The sequence below is a fragment of the Piscinibacter sp. XHJ-5 genome, from assembly GCF_029855045.1.
Lineage (GTDB): Bacteria > Pseudomonadota > Gammaproteobacteria > Burkholderiales > Burkholderiaceae_C > Albitalea.
In genome coordinates this window covers 2,308,782-2,324,298 of sequence record NZ_CP123228.1, presented here as the reverse complement: position 1 = coordinate 2,324,298, position 15,517 = coordinate 2,308,782, and the positions used below count along the sequence as shown (strand labels likewise).

At 66.4% G+C, this 15,517-nt stretch carries 10 protein-coding genes and 1 pseudogene; 6 read left to right on the top strand and 5 right to left on the bottom strand.

The genetic code is table 11. The annotated features are described in order from the left end of the window. Positions 1-13 precede the first annotated feature (13 nt). A complete protein-coding gene (locus P7V53_RS10885; RefSeq protein ID WP_280155501.1) occupies positions 14-1,198 on the top strand; it encodes an acyltransferase in 1,185 nt (394 codons plus the stop codon). 2 nt (positions 1,199-1,200) lie between these two features. Here the strand turns inward: P7V53_RS10885 and P7V53_RS10880 are convergent, their stop codons facing one another. Then, the gene (locus P7V53_RS10880) at positions 1,201-2,235 is read right to left on the bottom strand and encodes a LacI family DNA-binding transcriptional regulator (RefSeq protein ID WP_280155500.1); all 1,035 of its coding nucleotides are present in this window, start codon (positions 2,233-2,235) and stop codon (positions 1,201-1,203) included. Positions 2,236-2,411: 176 nt separating this feature from the next. On the opposite strand from P7V53_RS10880, the pseudogene P7V53_RS10875 reads away from it, so the two are divergent. The 3 genes and pseudogenes from P7V53_RS10875 to garD all read left to right on the top strand — a co-directional run bounded on the left by P7V53_RS10875 (position 2,412) and on the right by garD (position 6,208). Further along, a pseudogene (locus tag P7V53_RS10875) lies at positions 2,412-3,559 on the top strand (mandelate racemase/muconate lactonizing enzyme family protein). 67 nt (positions 3,560-3,626) lie between these two features. Then, a complete protein-coding gene (locus P7V53_RS10870; protein WP_280155499.1) occupies positions 3,627-4,589 on the top strand; it encodes a tripartite tricarboxylate transporter substrate binding protein in 963 nt (320 codons plus the stop codon). Between the two features lie 23 nt (positions 4,590-4,612). Continuing rightward, positions 4,613-6,208 (top strand): galactarate dehydratase, encoded by a 1,596-nt coding sequence (gene garD, locus P7V53_RS10865; RefSeq protein WP_280155498.1) that lies wholly within the window; start codon positions 4,613-4,615, stop codon positions 6,206-6,208. Positions 6,209-6,216: 8 nt separating this feature from the next. Here the strand turns inward: garD and P7V53_RS10860 are convergent, their stop codons facing one another. Beyond that, the gene (locus tag P7V53_RS10860) at positions 6,217-7,293 is read right to left on the bottom strand and encodes a GlxA family transcriptional regulator (protein WP_280155497.1); all 1,077 of its coding nucleotides are present in this window, start codon (positions 7,291-7,293) and stop codon (positions 6,217-6,219) included. A gap of 44 nt (positions 7,294-7,337) precedes the next feature. Here P7V53_RS10860 and P7V53_RS10855 point away from each other — a divergent pair, with 44 nt between their 5' ends. Both P7V53_RS10855 and P7V53_RS10850 read left to right on the top strand, forming a co-directional pair. Continuing rightward, the gene (locus P7V53_RS10855) at positions 7,338-7,955 is read left to right on the top strand and encodes a DJ-1/PfpI family protein (protein ID WP_280155496.1); all 618 of its coding nucleotides are present in this window, start codon (positions 7,338-7,340) and stop codon (positions 7,953-7,955) included. Beyond that, positions 7,952-9,190 carry an acetylornithine transaminase gene (locus P7V53_RS10850; protein ID WP_280155495.1) on the top strand — a complete coding sequence of 413 codons (1,239 nt, stop codon included), beginning with the start codon at positions 7,952-7,954 and terminating at the stop codon, positions 9,188-9,190. The genes P7V53_RS10855 and P7V53_RS10850 overlap by 4 nt, the downstream gene beginning before the upstream one ends. Here the strand turns inward: P7V53_RS10850 and P7V53_RS10845 are convergent. From P7V53_RS10845 to P7V53_RS10835, 3 genes are all read right to left on the bottom strand, one after another. Next, positions 9,187-11,172, bottom strand: a complete 1,986-nt coding sequence (locus P7V53_RS10845) for a TIR domain-containing protein (protein ID WP_280155494.1) — start codon at positions 11,170-11,172, stop codon at positions 9,187-9,189. The two genes, P7V53_RS10850 and P7V53_RS10845, sit on opposite strands and share 4 nt — an antisense overlap. A gap of 209 nt (positions 11,173-11,381) precedes the next feature. Beyond that, positions 11,382-12,347 (bottom strand): chemotaxis protein CheB, encoded by a 966-nt coding sequence (locus tag P7V53_RS10840; protein ID WP_280155493.1) that lies wholly within the window; start codon positions 12,345-12,347, stop codon positions 11,382-11,384. Next, positions 12,344-15,511, bottom strand: coding sequence for a CheR family methyltransferase (locus tag P7V53_RS10835; RefSeq protein ID WP_280156484.1), 3,168 nt, complete (start codon positions 15,509-15,511; stop codon positions 12,344-12,346). The genes P7V53_RS10840 and P7V53_RS10835 overlap by 4 nt, the downstream gene beginning before the upstream one ends. Between the last annotated feature and the right edge of the window lie 6 nt (positions 15,512-15,517).

The following is a 15,517-nucleotide window of genomic DNA, read 5'->3' as shown; positions in this document are numbered from 1 at the left end:
ACAATCGCGGCCCATGCCGCAGACCTCGAGGACTCCTCCCTCTTCGAACGACCGCAACTGCGGCCTGGACACCTTGCGAGCTGCCGCGATCGCGCTGGTGTTCATGTACCACTACATGGTCTTCGTCAGTCGCCAGCCGACCTTCGGCTGGGCCAGCGTCGTGGGCTGGATGGGCGTGGACCTGTTCTTCGTGCTCAGCGGTTATCTCATCGGGAACCAGCTGTTCGCCGGTCTGGCGCGAGGGCAACGGATATCGCTCGGTGCGTTCTATGCTCGCCGCGCCTTCCGCACGCTGCCGGTGTTCTGGGTGGTGCTCGCGCTGTACTTCCTCTTTCCCTCGATCATGGGCGGTAATGCGCCGCCGCCACTGTGGCGGTTTCTGACGTTCACGCAGAACATCGGCCTGCCGCCCGGAACGGCGTTCTCGCACGCCTGGTCGCTTTGCATCGAGGAGCAGTTCTACCTCGTGCTGCCGCTGGTGCTCGTGGCCGGCGCCCGGTGCGCCGCCAGGCGCTGGCACGGCTGGGCACTGATGGCACTGTCGCTGTGCCTTGGCGTGGGGGCGCGCAGCTGGTTGTGGCGCAGCTACGGCCTGCAATCAGGCAACGTCGCCGGCTACATGCCCTGGGTCTACTACGCCACGCTGTGCCGCTTCGACGAATTCCTCCCCGGGCTCGCGGTGGCAATGCTGCGGAACTTCCACCGCCCGCTGTGGGAGCGCATCAGCGCGCACGGCAACGCGCTGCTCGTGACCGGCACGGCTGCCACTGCGGCCATGTTCGTGCTGGCATTCCACCGCTACTACATCGATGGCTACGGATACGGCTTCTTCATGACCGCCTTCGGCTACTCGCTGGGCGCCATGGCTTTCGCGCTGCTTGTGGCAGCCGCGCTGAGCCCGACGTCCTGGCTGCGCCGGCTGCGCATCCCGGGTGCATTCCACCTCGCGCTGTGGTCGTATGCGATCTACCTGTCCCACAAGCCGATCGCCTTCATCGTGCATCAGCAGTTCAAGTCGCTGAACGTGGATCCGGGGCTGGAACTCGCCGTGGTGATCGCCGCCAGCCTGGCTGGCGGCTGGCTGCTGCACCGACTGGTGGAAGCGCCATTCATGGCCTGGCGGGACCGCCATGTGTCGAGCAGCTTCGTCACCGCTGCGATCCGGGCGTGGCCGGTCAGTGGAACCTCGCCCGGGTGACTTCAGCTCGCATCCACGCCGGTGGACCTTCGTTCCACGATTCGAAAGCCGACGTCGACCGCACGCTGCTCGATGCGCTCGCCTCTGCAACGATCGACAATCATCCGAGCCGCGAGCTTGCCTATGGCAGCGCCATCGACGTGCACGGTGGTCAAGGAGGGCTCCATGTGGGCCGCGAAGTCCGCGTCACCGAAACCGCACACCGCCAAGTCCTCGGGAATTCGCAACCCGCGGGATTGAGCCTCCGCCAGCACGCCCTGCGCCAGTTGATCGGAGCTGCAGTACACCGCGCGAAGGCCAGGATCCTTCTCCAGCAGCTCGATCAGCGCCTGGCGCCCTCGCGCCATGTTGCTGGGAGCGGGCACGATCGCCGTCGGAACGTCATGACCGACGGCCGAAAGAAAGCCTTCACGCCGGACGGAGGCCCGATGGTCGTCACCGGTGGCGATTCCCAGGCGCCGCCAACCCTTGCCCAGGAAGTAACCGGCGACCGCACTGCCTACCTTGAGGTGTGAGAAGCCCACCAGCATGTCGACGGGACGATCGCTGAGGTCCCAGGTCTCGACAACGGGAATGCCCAGGCGCCTGAGCGTTTCGCGCGCCCCCTGCGAGTGCACGAGGCCGGTCACCACGATGCCATCCGGGCGTCGGGCGATCATCGTGTTGAGCAGCGCCTCTTCACGCGAGTTGTCATAGCCGCTTTGTCCCAGGATCAACTGGTATCCGGCCACGTCCAGCGACTCGGTGAGGGCCTGCACCGTGGGCAGAAATTGCGCGACGGAGATGGTGGGCACCAGCGCCGCCACGGTGAAGCTCTTTTTCGACTTCAAGCCGCCTGCCAGCAGGTTCGGGATGTAGCCCGTGACCTCGACCGCTTGTCGCACGCGGGCGATGGTCTTGTCGGAGACGACGCCCGGGTTGCTCAGGGCCCGCGATGCAGTGATCAGCGAGACGCCGGCCTCCCGAGCGACGTCATGCAGGGTCGCGGACTTCGCTGGGTTCGATGTGGACGTGAAGGGCGAGGGCGGGACTGTCATGGCGGCGTGTTCCGATTGTCCGACGTGCGCGGAGGTTACTCTTGACCCACCAAAATGACAACGTTAACATACGGCTGATGCCATCGCCGCAACCAGACCTGCCTGCCGAGATGACAACGTTACCAGCCGCCAGGCCGATGAGCGGTGTCATGCCCACCGACCCCACCAAGGCCATCATGACCAAGACCTCATCCATGCATGACGACTCCATCGCATGGATCCGAATCTCCTCCTGCTACCTGCCGCTCGCCCAGCCGATCAGCGACGCCAAGGTCTTGACCGGCCGCCAGAAGCCGATGACCGAGATCGCGATGCTGTTCGCCGAGATCAAGACCGCGAACGGTCACGAGGGGCTGGGCTTCAGCTACTCGAAGCGCGCCGGCGGTCCTGGTCAGTTCGCGCATGCCAAGGAAATCGCGCCTGCTCTCATCGGCGAAGACCCGAACGACATCGCCAAGCTCTGGAACAAGCTCTGCTGGGCCGGAGCGTCGGTGGGGCGCAGCGGCATGTCGACGCAGGCCATCGGCGCCTTCGACGTCGCGCTGTACGACATGAAAGCGAAGCGCGCCGGCCTGTCGCTGGCGAAGCTGCTCGGCTCGCATCGCGACTCGGTGCGCTGCTACAACACCTCGGGGGCTTCCTGCACACCCCTATCGACCAGCTGATGGTCAACGCCTCGGCATCCATCGAGCGCGGCATCGGCGGCATCAAGCTCAAGGTCGGTCAGCCCGACGGTGCCCTCGACATCAAGCGCGTCGAGGCGGTGCGCAAGCACCTGGGCGATGCCGTGCCGATCATGGTGGACGCGAACCAGCAATGGGACCGCCCGACGGCACAGCGCATGTGCCGGATCTTCGAGCAGTTCAACCTGGTCTGGATCGAGGAACCGCTCGACGCCTACGACCATGAAGGTCACGCTGCCCTTGCAGCGCAGTTCGACACGCCCATCGCCACCGGCGAAATGCTGACCAGCGCAGCCGAGCACGGCGAGCTGATCCGCCATCGTGCCGCCGACTACCTGATGCCCGATGCGCCCCGTGTCGGCGGCATCACGCCCTTCCTGAAGATCGCCGGTCAGGCCGAACAGGCCGGCCTCATGCTCGGCCCGCACTTCGCGATGGAACTGCACGTGCACCTGGGTGCGGTGTACCCGACCGAGCCGTGGGTCGAGCATTTCGACTGGCTCGAACCGCTGTTCAACGAGCGACTGGACATCAAGGACGGGCGGATGCTGGTCCCGACCCGGCCCGGCCTCGGCGTCAGCTTGAGCGAACAGGCACGGTCCTGGACGCGCGAACGCGCTGAAGTCGGCACGCAGCCGTAGCGCGCCTTCGCCCCTTCCATTCGAAAGCTCCGCGCACAGTGCGCGGCAATCCACTCAGGAGACGTTCATGAAAAAGTTGTTGACTGCCCTCGCCTTCGGGCTGGCCGCGGCCACCGGCGCCCAGGCACAAGCCTGGCCCTCCAAGCCCGTGACCCTGCTGGTCCCGTTCCCCCCGGGCGGGTCGACCGACATGATCGCCCGCACGCTGGGCCCCAAGTTGCAGGAGACGCTCGGCGGAACCTTCGTCGTCGACAACAAGGCCGGCGCGGGTGGCACCGTGGGTGCCGGGCTGGCCAAGCGTGCCGCGCCCGATGGCTACACCATCTTCGTCTCGTCGCTCGGGCCGTTCGTGATCGGGCCGCACCTCGTCAAGGGCATCCAGTACGACCCGCTGAAGGACTTCGACTACATCACGGTCGCCGTGCAGGCACCCAACGTGCTCGCCGTGCCGGCCAGTTCGCCGCACAAGACCTACGCCGACCTGCAGGCCTACATCAAGGCCAACCCCGGCAAGATGACCTTCGCGTCCGCCGGCAACGGCACCAGCGACCACCTGACGGCCGAGCTGTTCTGGCAGACGACCGGCACCAGCGGCGTCCACATCCCGTACAAGGGCGGCGCCCCGGCGATGTCGGACCTGCTGGGCGGACAGGTGGACGCGACCTTCATGAACATCAACACCGGCCTGCCCAACATCAAGGCCGGCAAGCTGCGTGCGCTGGCCATCACCAGCACGAATCGCTCGCCGCTGCTGCCGGACGCGCCCACGATGGAGGAGCTCGGCCACAAGGGTGTCACCGTGTACTCGTGGCAGGCCTTCGCGGCGCCGAAGGGGCTGCCCGCGGACATCAAGTCCAAGCTGCATGCCGCGCTGGTCGCCGGGCTGAACGACCCGCAGGTCAAGCCGAAGCTGCTCGAGCTCGGATTCGAGATCGTCGGCAACACGCCGGAGCAGTTCACCGCCTTCCAGGCCGCGGAGTTCGCGCGCTGGAAAAAGGTGATCGAGGTCGGCAAGATCACCGCTGACTGACCCCATCGCCCAGGAGCCCGGACATGCCCGAAACACGCGAGCCGCTCTACATCACGATGCACGAGCGCGACAACGTCGCGATCGTGGCCAACGACGGCGGACTGCCCGCGGGCACACGCTTCCCCTCGGGGCTGGTGCTCGTCGACAAGGTGCCGCAGGGGCACAAGGTCGCGCTGGTCGACCTGGCCGCGGGCGATGCAGTGCTTCGCTACAACGTCGTCATCGGCCGCGCGGCCCGCGACATCCCTGCCGGCAGCTGGGTGCACGAACGGCTGCTGGAGATGCCGGCCGCGCGCTCGCTCGAGGGCCTGCCGATCTCGACGGTGAAGGCGCCGCCGCTGCCGCCGCTGGAGGGCTACACCTTCGAGGGCTACCGCAATGCCGATGGCTCGGTGGGCAGCCGCAACATCCTCGCGATCACGACGACCGTGCAATGCGTGGCCGGCGTGGTGGAGTTCGCGGTCCAGCGGATCAAGAACGAGCTGCTGCCGAAGTACCCGAACGTCGACGACGTCGTCGGGCTGGAGCACACCTACGGCTGCGGGGTCGCGATCGACGCGCCCGACGCGGTGGTGCCCATTCGCACGCTTCGCAACATCACGCTCAACCCGAACTTCGGCAACGAGGTGATGGTCGTGAGCCTCGGCTGCGAGAAGCTGCAGCCCGAGCGCCTGCTGCCCCCCGGCACCTTCGCCATCGTCGACGAGCGCAACGTCGCCGACGTCGGCGCGACCGAGGAGGCGAAGCTCGATGTCGTCTGCCTGCAGGACGACGAGCACGTCGGCTTCATGTCGATGATCGACTCGATCATGGAAACCGCCGAGGAGCACCTCGAGCGGCTCAACGCGCGCCGGCGCGAGACCGTCCCGGCGAGCGAACTCGTCGTCGGCGTGCAGTGCGGCGGCAGCGATGCGTTCAGCGGCGTCACGGCCAACCCCGCGGTGGGCTTCTGCACCGATCTGCTGGTGCGCGCGGGCGCCACGGTGATGTTCTCGGAAGTGACCGAGGTGCGCGACGGCATCGACCAGCTGACGTCGCGCGCGGCGACGCCCGAGGTGGCCGACGCGATGATCCGCGAGATGGCCTGGTACGACGCCTACTTGAACAAGGGCAAGGTCGATCGCAGCGCCAACACCACGCCGGGCAACAAGAAGGGCGGGCTGTCGAACATCGTCGAGAAGGCGATGGGCTCGATCGTCAAGAGCGGCAGCGCACCGATCAGCGGCGTGCTCTCACCCGGCGAGAGGCTGCGCGACCGCGGAATCGAGAAGGGCCTGGTGTACACCGCCACGCCGGCCAGCGACTTCATCTGCGGCACGCTGCAGTTGGCGGCCGGCATCAACCTGCACGTGTTCACCACCGGGCGCGGCACGCCATACGGCCTGGCCGAGGTGCCGGTCATCAAGGTGGCCACGCGCAGCGATCTCGCGCGCCGCTGGCACGACCTCATGGACGTGAACGCCGGGCGCATCGCCGACGGCAGTTCGACCATCGAAGAGGTGGGATGGGAGCTCTTCCGCCTGATGCTCGACGTGGCCAGCGGCAGGAAGAAGACGTGGGCCGAGCAGTGGAAGCTGCACAACGCGCTGGTGCTGTTCAACCCGGCGCCGGTGACCTGAGAGCCGACTCAGCCGCCCGCAACCGCCGCGCTGGCCTTTCTGAACGCCGCGGGCGGACGGCCGAGCAGTCGCTGGAAAGAACGGCGCATGCGCTCGGTGTTGCCGAAGCCGCAGTCTCGTGCAATGCGCTCGATCGACGGGAGCCCGCCTTCCAGAGCCGCCCGCGCCGCCTCGACACGCAGCCTCTCGATGGCGTGTGCGGGCGTGGCGCCGGTCTCGGCCCGGAAGCAGCGTGCAAAGTGGCGAGGGCTCATGCAGGCGCGTGCCGCCAGCGTATCCACGCGATGGTCCTGCCTCAGGTTGCCCCTCACATGATCGAGCAGCGGACCGAACCGCCCGTCCGGGCGCTGCAGGTCCAGCAGCGGAGAGAACTGCGACTGCCCGCCCGGCCGCCGACGCTCCACCACGAGTTGACGCGCCGCTTCGCGCCCCACCTCTTCCCCGTGGTCGCGGGCCACCAGCGCCAGGCACAGATCGATGCCCGCCGTCATGCCCGCGCTGGTCCACACTTCGGGCAGCCGTTCCGACCTCCTGCGCACGGCAGGCTCGCGCACGAAGATGCGATCGGGCTGCAGACGCACCGCCGGGAACTCGGTCGCGAATTGGCGACTGCGGGACCAGTGCGTCGTGGCCCCCCGATCGTCGAGCAATCCCGCCGCGGCCAGGACGATGCTGCCGCTGCAGATGCTGGCGATGCGTGCGCCCGAGCGGCCGGCGCGCTGCAGCCAGGCGATGAGCCGCGCGTCGCGGCACGCTGCATCCACCCCATCGCCGCCGATCACCATGACCAGGTCGACATCGCCCAGCCGGCGCGGCAGTGCCTGTACCGGCCAATCCACCCCCGCGGAACTGCGCACTGACCCCGGCGCGCTGGCCACCAGGCGCCACGTGTAGCTGCCCGGCGTCGTCAGCCGAGCGACCTCGAACACGGCCATCGGCCCGGCCAGGTCGAGTTGCTGGAAGCCGGGAAAAAGCACGAAAGCGATGCGGCATGCCATCCCCGAACTATGGCGCAAGCCGCCGCCGGCCGCCATGGCTGAAAAGGTGGGAACAGCGTCATGGCAGCCAACCTTGCCCTGCTGCAATCTGCGTTCCTTCCGAACCAGGACTCGGCGCAGGCCGCATCGACATGAACGTGGGAATCGTGATCTTCGACGACGTGGAGCTGCTGGACATGGCAGGTCCGTATGAGGTCTTCACCACCGCAGCGCGCGTGCACGCCAGGGGCCAGCCAACGCAGGCCCCGCCTCTTTTCACGGTCGGCACGATCGCGCGCAACAGGGCCGGCGTGCAGGCCCGGGCGGGCCTGCACCTGCAGCCGGAGCACACCCTGCACGACCACCCGCCGCTGGACTGCGCCATCGTCCCCGGCGGCGTCGTCGACGCCGAGCTCCACCGTGTCGAGTTGCTGGCCTGGATCGCCTCACAGGCGCAGCAGGCCCGAATCCTCGCCTCGGTGTGCACCGGCGCGCTGCTGCTCGCGCAGGCCGGCGTGCTCGACGACCTGGAGGCCACCACGCACTGGGAAGACGTGGCCGCGCTGCGGGCTCTGCGGCCGGGGTTGCGGGTACGCGAGGGCGTGCGTTGGGTGGACGCGGGCGCCGTCGTCACGTCGGCCGGCATCTCCGCCGGCATCGACATGAGCCTTCATCTCGTGCAGAGGCTGCACAGCCGCGATCTTGCGCTGCGCACCGCCCGGCAGATGGAATTCGATTGGTCGCCCGCGCAAGGAAAGGCAGGGCAATGACCGACCTGGGACACCACCTCATCACCATCATCCGCCGGCCCGAGACCGTGTTCGTCGAAGGTCACGGGTCCTGGCTGGTCGATGAACGCGGCAAGCGTTACCTCGACCTCGTTCAGGGCTGGGCCGTCAACAGCCTGGGCCACAGCCCCGAGGTGATCGCCAAGGCGCTGGAGAGCCAGGCCCGCAGACTGGTGAACCCTAGCCCGGCCTTCTACAACCGACCGATGCTCGAACTCAGCGAGCGGCTCGTCGCCTTGAGCTGCTTCGACCGTGTGTTCCTCGCCAGCTCGGGTGCCGAGGCCAACGAGGGCGCGGTGAAGCTGGCACGTCGCTGGGGCAGCAAGACGCGCGGCGGCGCGCACGAGGTGATCGGCTTCGAGGATGGCTTCCACGGCCGGACCCTCGCGATGATGAGCGCCTCGGGCAAGTCGGGCTGGAGCAACCTGTATCCGCCGATGCCCGGCGGATTCGCGAAGGCCCGGCTCAACGACATCCGATCGGTGGAACGCGCGATCACGCCACAAACCGTGGCCGTCATGATCGAGCTCGTCCAGGGCGAGGCAGGTGTGCAACAGGCCGATCCCGACTTCGTTCGCGAACTGCGTGCGCTGACCGCCGAACGGCAGTTGCTCCTGATGGTCGACGAGGTACAGACCGGCATCGGCCGCTGCGGGCGTGCCTTCGCGTACGAGCTCTACGGCATCGAGCCGGATGTGATGACGCTGGCCAAGGGCATCGGCGGCGGCGTCCCGCTGGCCGCCCTGCTGTGCAAGGATCAATTCAACTGCTTCGAGCCCGGCGACCAGGGCGGCACGTATTGCGGCAACCCGCTGATGGCCGCCGTCGGCCTGGCGGTGGTGAACGAGGTGTGCCGGGACGAGTTCCTCGAAGGAGTCCGCCAGCGCGCGCAGCGGCTTGCCCGGGGCCTGCAGGCGATCGTGCGCGACCACGGCCTTGTCGCCGAGCGTGGCGTCGGTCTGCTGCGCGCGCTCGTGCTGCCCACCGACGAGGCCGATCGCGTGGTCACCATGGCACGAGAGCTCGAGCCGCTTGGGCTCTTGCTCAACGCGCCGCGGCCGAACCTGCTACGGCTGATGCCGGCGTTGGCGATCAGCGATGCCGAGATCGACGAGGCCCTGCGACTTCTGGGCATGGCGCTGCAGGACACGCATCCGATCGTGTTCGAATCGCCTGGACGGCCATGTTCGGCGCCCGAACGTCTGCACTTCGCTTAGGCCTTGGCTTCACGCAGCGCCGCAACGAGACGCGCAAAGCGGGATTCGAAGTCGCTTGCCGGAAAGAGATCCAGGGTTTGCAGGCGATCCAACATTCGCCCGTCGTCAATTTCGACTTGAGGCACGACGCACTCGGCAAGTCGCACCGGGACGAGGAAGATGTCTCCTGGCGGTCTCTCCCTCATCGCTCTCATGGCCTCCGAGAGCTCAGGATAGACCCCGGACCGTGAGCGACTGGCCAACTCGGGAGACAGGCAACAGATGACGGCGTAACTGCGGCTGATTGCTCGGCGAATCTCCAGCTTCCAATCAGCGCCAGGAAGGATGTCTTGATCCCACCAGACCGACTCGCCTGCAGCCATGAGGCGATCACGAAGGGAAGCGACTTCCAGCTGGTTGTCGCGGCAGTATGAAATGAACACGATGTCCGTCCGGGAGTTCCGGGCGGAACGTGTCGGCGGCTTTTCGCGCTCGACCAAGGATGTGAGCGTCGCGGCGGCTTGCTCGCAGATTTGCTCGAAGGCATCGGGGCCCAGACGTAACAGACCCTCGCGCTTGACCCGCAGGACTTTGCAATCTTCCCTGAGCAGCATATGAGTCGGCGGCGCAAGCACGCGTGGCGCGAGATGCGCATGGACCAGCGGGTACCCTTCTCCGGTCCACGTTGACGACGGCCCCTCGGCGCGAAGGCTCCCACTGACGAGAAAGACGACCTCCTCCACCCCGGCCGAGAGCGGGAAGTCAATCCGCAACTTGTCTGCCGAGATGTTGACCACTTCGCTGTGGGGAAGCAGCGACGTCCAAGGCGCCAAGCTGTTTGGCTCGGAAAGCAGAGGCCACACCGTTCGAAAGAACGGAGCGGTATTGCAGAAGTTCTCCAAGACCTTGGCGAGAATCTCCGTTGACAACGCGCGCTGCAATCCCGCGCTGTCAGCCGAACTGGCGAACGAGTGCAACAACTCCTCGTGCGTGAAACTTAACAGAGCCGCATCCTCCAGACACTGCAGCGTCGCTGTTCGATTTCTGCGAAGAGCGAAGGCCAGCTCTCCTCCCAGGTCACCAGGCACCATGACGACGCTTTCCTGTCGATGGGCATCGCCCAGCGCCGCATCCGATGCAAAGAAGACCTGAAGCCTTCCTCGCAGGACGAGGAACATGCTCGTCCCGCCTTCGCCGGCGCTGCATACCGTCTCACCGGAGCGTCGTTCGAGCAAATTTCCCAAGCGGATCAGCTCCGCCCCGATGTGCTCGTCCTGAAGGAGCTTGTGAAGGAAGTTTCGCTTTCCCCTGAAGGTCATGTTCCCGAGCGAGCGCAGCGCTTGAATCGCTCGCGCGTCCGACGTATTGAGTTCCAGGAGGCGTCTGGCCCGATAGATCACTTCGAGGGCCTGGCCGGAGCGGGCTGCCAAGGCAAGCAGGGCAGCATCGGTGGTTGACGCAGGTTCTTCCCACGTGGAATCGAACTGGCCGTCGCTGGACAACAGCCATGCGACAAGCGGCGGAGAGTTCTTTGGCTCGAGTCGCACGCAATGATGAAACTGGAACATCGCGGCGGCCTGGCCCTTCACGGCGTCCTTGAAGGCTTCGGTCACGACGACCCTGCGCTGTCCGCCGTACGGAAGCAGCCTTCCTGCCGTGTTGATGCCCGGGCCAGCCAGCTGTGCGCGCGCGTCTGCACCTCGAACGACCTGGGCCTGCCCGACGCTCCCGCACACCCGCAGGGGCACGGCCTCATCGATGCTCCATTGACGCAAGGTACGAATCAGTTCCAGCGCGATCTCGGGCGCCTTCTGGCCGGCGGGTATCGCGACATGACCACCGTCGCCCCCTGATGCCCACACGAGGTTCTCGCCTTCGTACCGGCCGAGGATGTCTCCGATGGCCCGATTGATTCCCTCGACACGGGCCACCTGTATCTCCACGCTCGGCTCGGCCGAGTGCGCGACGACGTCACAGGATACGAAGAGGTACTCGGTGAGCATGTACGTGGCCTCTCATGCGTCGTCCCGATCGGCACCCGCGATTGAACCCACCGTGCCTGGGTGAGCCCGAAGCAGTAGCCCCGGGCGAACTGTACGCCGACCCGTTCGGCGTGCGGTTTGTCATCGCCTTCCATGGCTGCTCGCCGAGCGCCGAAAGCGTCCAACCCGGCCCCGTTGGCGGCTTGAGTCGTCCAACACTCAAGTCCGGATCAAGGGCCGGGCATGCGCTCCAACAACTGACGCAGCAGATTCGCTTGCTCCGTCAGCTGTTCGACCTCGGCATCAAGTTGCCTTGCGGCGCGCTCGTCGCCTTCCGCCCGATGGCGTGTCTGCTCGGTGCGAATCAGTATCTCCTTCTCTTGCAGCGCCCGCAGCGCACCCCACAGCGCTTCGTCGGTCGCCTCGCTCTGGGCGTGGCGCAGCGTGCGCAGCGTGAATGCATGTCCCGTATGGCAGCGATAGCGCTGCGGTTGCGAGGCTCGGATCTCCCAAAGGCCTCCCTTGCAATCGGGGCACACGAAGGGCGACGGCAAGGCGATGGCTTCCAGATGTTCCATGGCGAGCGACGTGAGCAGGCCGGCCATCAAAGCCAACGGCACACAGTGATCGACGTGGACGTACTTCAGCGCGCTGGCCGGCATGCTGGACTCGGCGGCGTCGCCAGGATCCTGCACGACAGCGATGCCGCCGTAAGCCTTGATCGCCTGCAGTCCGGCCGTGCCGTCGTCGAGCCGTCCCGTCAGCACGACGCCCACGACGCCCGGGCCCACGGTCATGGCCGCCGAACGGAACAGCGGATCGATCGCGGGTCGGGTGTGATGCTCCTTCGGTCCCCGGCTCAGCCGCAAGTGCTGGCCTTCGACCAGCAGGTGATGGTCCGGGGGGGCGAGGCGGATGTGCCCTGCCACGATCGGCTCGCCATCGGTCGCATGCTGTGCCTTCAGTGGCCCGCGGGCTGAGAGCAATGCGGGCATGATGCTCGGATGGCTGCCGATGTGCAGAACGATCAGGATCGCCGCCGGAAAGGCTGCCGGCAGTTCCGACACCAGCGTCTGCAGCGCCTGGACGCCGCCTGCCGAGGCGCCGATCACGACCAGACCCGGCCGCTGACCGCCCGTTGAAGAGCCGCGCTGCTTGTCCCTTGGAGCCTGCCCTTGCGGCGCCTTCGCTTTCATCCGGGCCCCTGCGAAGCGTCTGCCTCCAAGAGCTTGATCAACGTCTCGAGGTCGACAGGCTTGACCAAATGCGCATCGAAGCCGGCACTCGAGGAACGATCTCGGGCGTCAGGCTGGCCCCAGCCGCTGAGAGCGACAAGCCGAACGCCTCCGCTCCCCGGCTGCTCGCGAATCCGGCGCGCCACTTCATAGCCATCCATGCCCGGCAAGCCGATATCGAGCACCACCACTTCAGGCGACCAGACAGCGCCAAGGGACAGGGCGGCCGGGCCATCGTGAGCCGTACGCACCTCGTGGCCGAGGAAGCGAAGCGCGACAGCCAGCGACTCCGCGCCGTCGTGATTGTCGTCGACGATCAGGATGCGCCGTTGCACGGTCGACGTCCCGTGCAGATCGACGGGTTCAGACGGCTTCACGAGTTCGACGGGCTCGATGGGCGCCAGCGACTCCTGCGACAGCGGCAAGCTCAAGATGAACTCGCTGCCGCGCCCCACCCCCTCGCTTGCAACCGACACGGTGCCCCCATGCGCCTCGACGAACTGCTTGACCAAGCTCAGGCCGAGGCCAAGCCCGCCGCGCTCGCGCGCCAGCGAGCTGTCGGCCTGCACGAACATCTCGAACACGTGGGGCAGCTTCTCGACCGCGATGCCGATCCCCGTGTCGCGCACGCGGACGATCGCGTTGTCGGCGTCGCGCTTCATCGCAAGCCGGATCTGGCCACCGGGGTTGGTGAACTTGCAGGCGTTGTGGAGCAGGTTGCCGACAACTTGCGATAGCCGGGTCGCGTCCGCGTCGATAGGAACAGGGCCTTCCGGGAGGTCCGCCGTGAGCTCAATTCCCTTGGGTTCACACGAAGCCCGAGCCGCATCGACCGATGCGCGCAGCAGCGTACCCAGCTCGAGCCGCTGCTTGCGCAGTTCGACGCCGCCTCTGTTGATGCGTGCAATGTCCAGCAGGTCGTCGACCAGACGTGTCAGCTGCTGGACCTGGCGCTCCACCATCGCACGCATGCGACTCGCCAACTCGTCGGACACATCGGCACGGTTGAGGATGTGCAGCGCGTTGCGAATCGGTGCAAGGGGATTGCGAAGCTCATGTGCCAACAAGGACAGAAAGACGGTCTTGCCGCGATCTGCCTCCACCACTTGGGCGAGGTACTCCCGGTTGTGCTGTTCGAGGCGAGCGGCGTCTGTCCGGTCTTCGATCGCGAGGAGAATCAGGTTGCTGTTGGAGCCTTCGCGCTCGATGCGTCGAGCGCTGAGCCGCATCACCTTCCTGCCGATGCTTTCGAATTCATGGTCGACTTCGAAATCGCTGAAGGCCTTGTCGTCGGGCGACAAGACCTGAGCAAGCTGCTCGCGCAGCTTCGGAATGTCCCACTGCCGGTTCCCCAGCTCGAAGACAAGTCGGCCCTTCGTATCGGATGGCGTCACCCGAAACGCTGAGTAGAAGGCGCTGTTCGCGGACTGCACCCTCAGTTGTTCGTCGAGCACCATGAGAGGTTCGCGCACCGTCTCGACAATCGCTTGAGCGTAGTTGCGTTCCTCGCGCAACTCTGTCTGCGTGCGCCGCAGGTCATCGATGTCGAACAGGACCAGGACGGCGCCGTCGATGCGGTTGTCGGTGGTGCGGTAAGGATGGATGCGCAGCAGGTACTCGCGGCCGTCAGGGCCCCGCACCTCGCGCTCCTTGGGCTGCACGGTCGCGATGACGTCGCCCACCAGCGCCTCCATATCCGGCAAGTCGGCGCTTCTTTTCAGATGTCCGATCGGGCGGCCGATGTCACCGGCCAGCAAGCCGAGCAGCCTTCCCGCGGCTGGCGTGAAACGGCGGATGCAGAGGTCGATGCCTAGCACGACGTTTGCCACGCCGCTGCTCGCCAGCAGGTTGGTCATGTCGTCGTTGAGGAGCGCCAGCTCGACGTTGCGATGCTGCAATTGTTCGTTGACGGTGGTGAGCTCCTCGTTGATCGACTGCAGTTCTTCCTTGGCCGTCTGCAATTCCTCGTTCGTGCTCTGCAGCTCCTCGTTGCTCGACAGGATCTCTTCGTTGGCCGACTTCAGTTCCTCGTTGGCCGCGTCCTGTTGTTCGATCAGCGACTGCAGATAGTCGCGTGTGGATGTCAACTCCTGACGAATGCGGCTCAATTCCGCGTCTTCGGCAGGCGCCGCGTCGTGGGCTGCTGCACGGTGGTCCGCGCTGACCCGACTCGCGGTCTCTTCGAACAGCACGAGGTAGCAGCGCTCGCTCGCGTTCGGCAGCCTGACCGGCATGACCTGCAGGTCCACTTCGCGATCCACTCCCTCGCCGCGGACGCGCACATCAGCATGGCGAACGGCGGCGCCGCTGCGCTTGCATTCGATGACGGCGGATCGCACCGCCATGAAGAGACCTTCGCGCGCCATCTTGAGCAAGTTGCTGCTCGGCTCACCCGCCGCCGGCGCGAGGAACGCGCCCGTTTGCCCTCGGAACTGCAGGATGTCCAATTCGTCGTTGATGAGCACGCCAGGCGGCACGTACCGTCCCGCCGCCACCCGCTCGGCTTCGCGCACCCAGTCCGCCGGCAACGCGCGCGGCGGGGCAGTGGCCTCGCGCCCGCCGCCCCGGCGGGCCTGTTGGTCGTCGGCGCGAAAGTGCGGATAGGGCCGCGCACCCCCCGTCGACCTGCGGGCGTAGATGCGATGCGGCTGATCGACCACGGCGAACAGGTCTGTGTGAGCGCCGATCGTCTCGGATGCGCCGAGCAGCAGGTAGCCGCCTTGGTTCAAGGCATAGTGAAAGGTCGGGATGACCCGTTTTTGAAGCCTCGGGCTGAGGTAGATGAGCAGGTTGCGGCAGCTGATGAGATCGATGTGAGAGAACGGCGGGTCGGCTGCCACGTTCTGCCGCGCAAAGACGACCGTCTCCCGCAACAGCTTGCCGATTCGATAGTGCCCGTCTTCCTGCAGGAAAAAACGGCGAAGCCTCTGGGGCGATACCTCGGCCTCGATGCTGCTGGGGTACAGGCCCGCCCGCGCCTTCTGCAGCGAGACGCTCTCCGACAGGTCGGTGGCGAAGATCTGGATGACCGGATGCATCGGCTTGTCGTCAAGAAACTCGAGCAGCGCGATTCCCAGTGAATAGGCCTCCTGCCCGGTCGAGCATCCGGGCACCCAGATGCGAATCGGGGC

Coding starts and splice junctions, on each gene's coding strand:
- P7V53_RS10885 (WP_280155501.1), top strand. CDS start 14: ATGCCGCAGACCTCGAGGACTCCTCCCTCTTCGAACGACCGCAACTGC.
- P7V53_RS10880 (WP_280155500.1), bottom strand. CDS start 2,235: ATGACAGTCCCGCCCTCGCCCTTCACGTCCACATCGAACCCAGCGAAG.
- P7V53_RS10870 (WP_280155499.1), top strand. CDS start 3,627: ATGAAAAAGTTGTTGACTGCCCTCGCCTTCGGGCTGGCCGCGGCCACC.
- garD (WP_280155498.1), top strand. CDS start 4,613: ATGCCCGAAACACGCGAGCCGCTCTACATCACGATGCACGAGCGCGAC.
- P7V53_RS10855 (WP_280155496.1), top strand. CDS start 7,338: ATGAACGTGGGAATCGTGATCTTCGACGACGTGGAGCTGCTGGACATG.
- P7V53_RS10850 (WP_280155495.1), top strand. CDS start 7,952: ATGACCGACCTGGGACACCACCTCATCACCATCATCCGCCGGCCCGAG.
- P7V53_RS10845 (WP_280155494.1), bottom strand. CDS start 11,172: ATGCTCACCGAGTACCTCTTCGTATCCTGTGACGTCGTCGCGCACTCG.
- P7V53_RS10840 (WP_280155493.1), bottom strand. CDS start 12,347: ATGAAAGCGAAGGCGCCGCAAGGGCAGGCTCCAAGGGACAAGCAGCGC.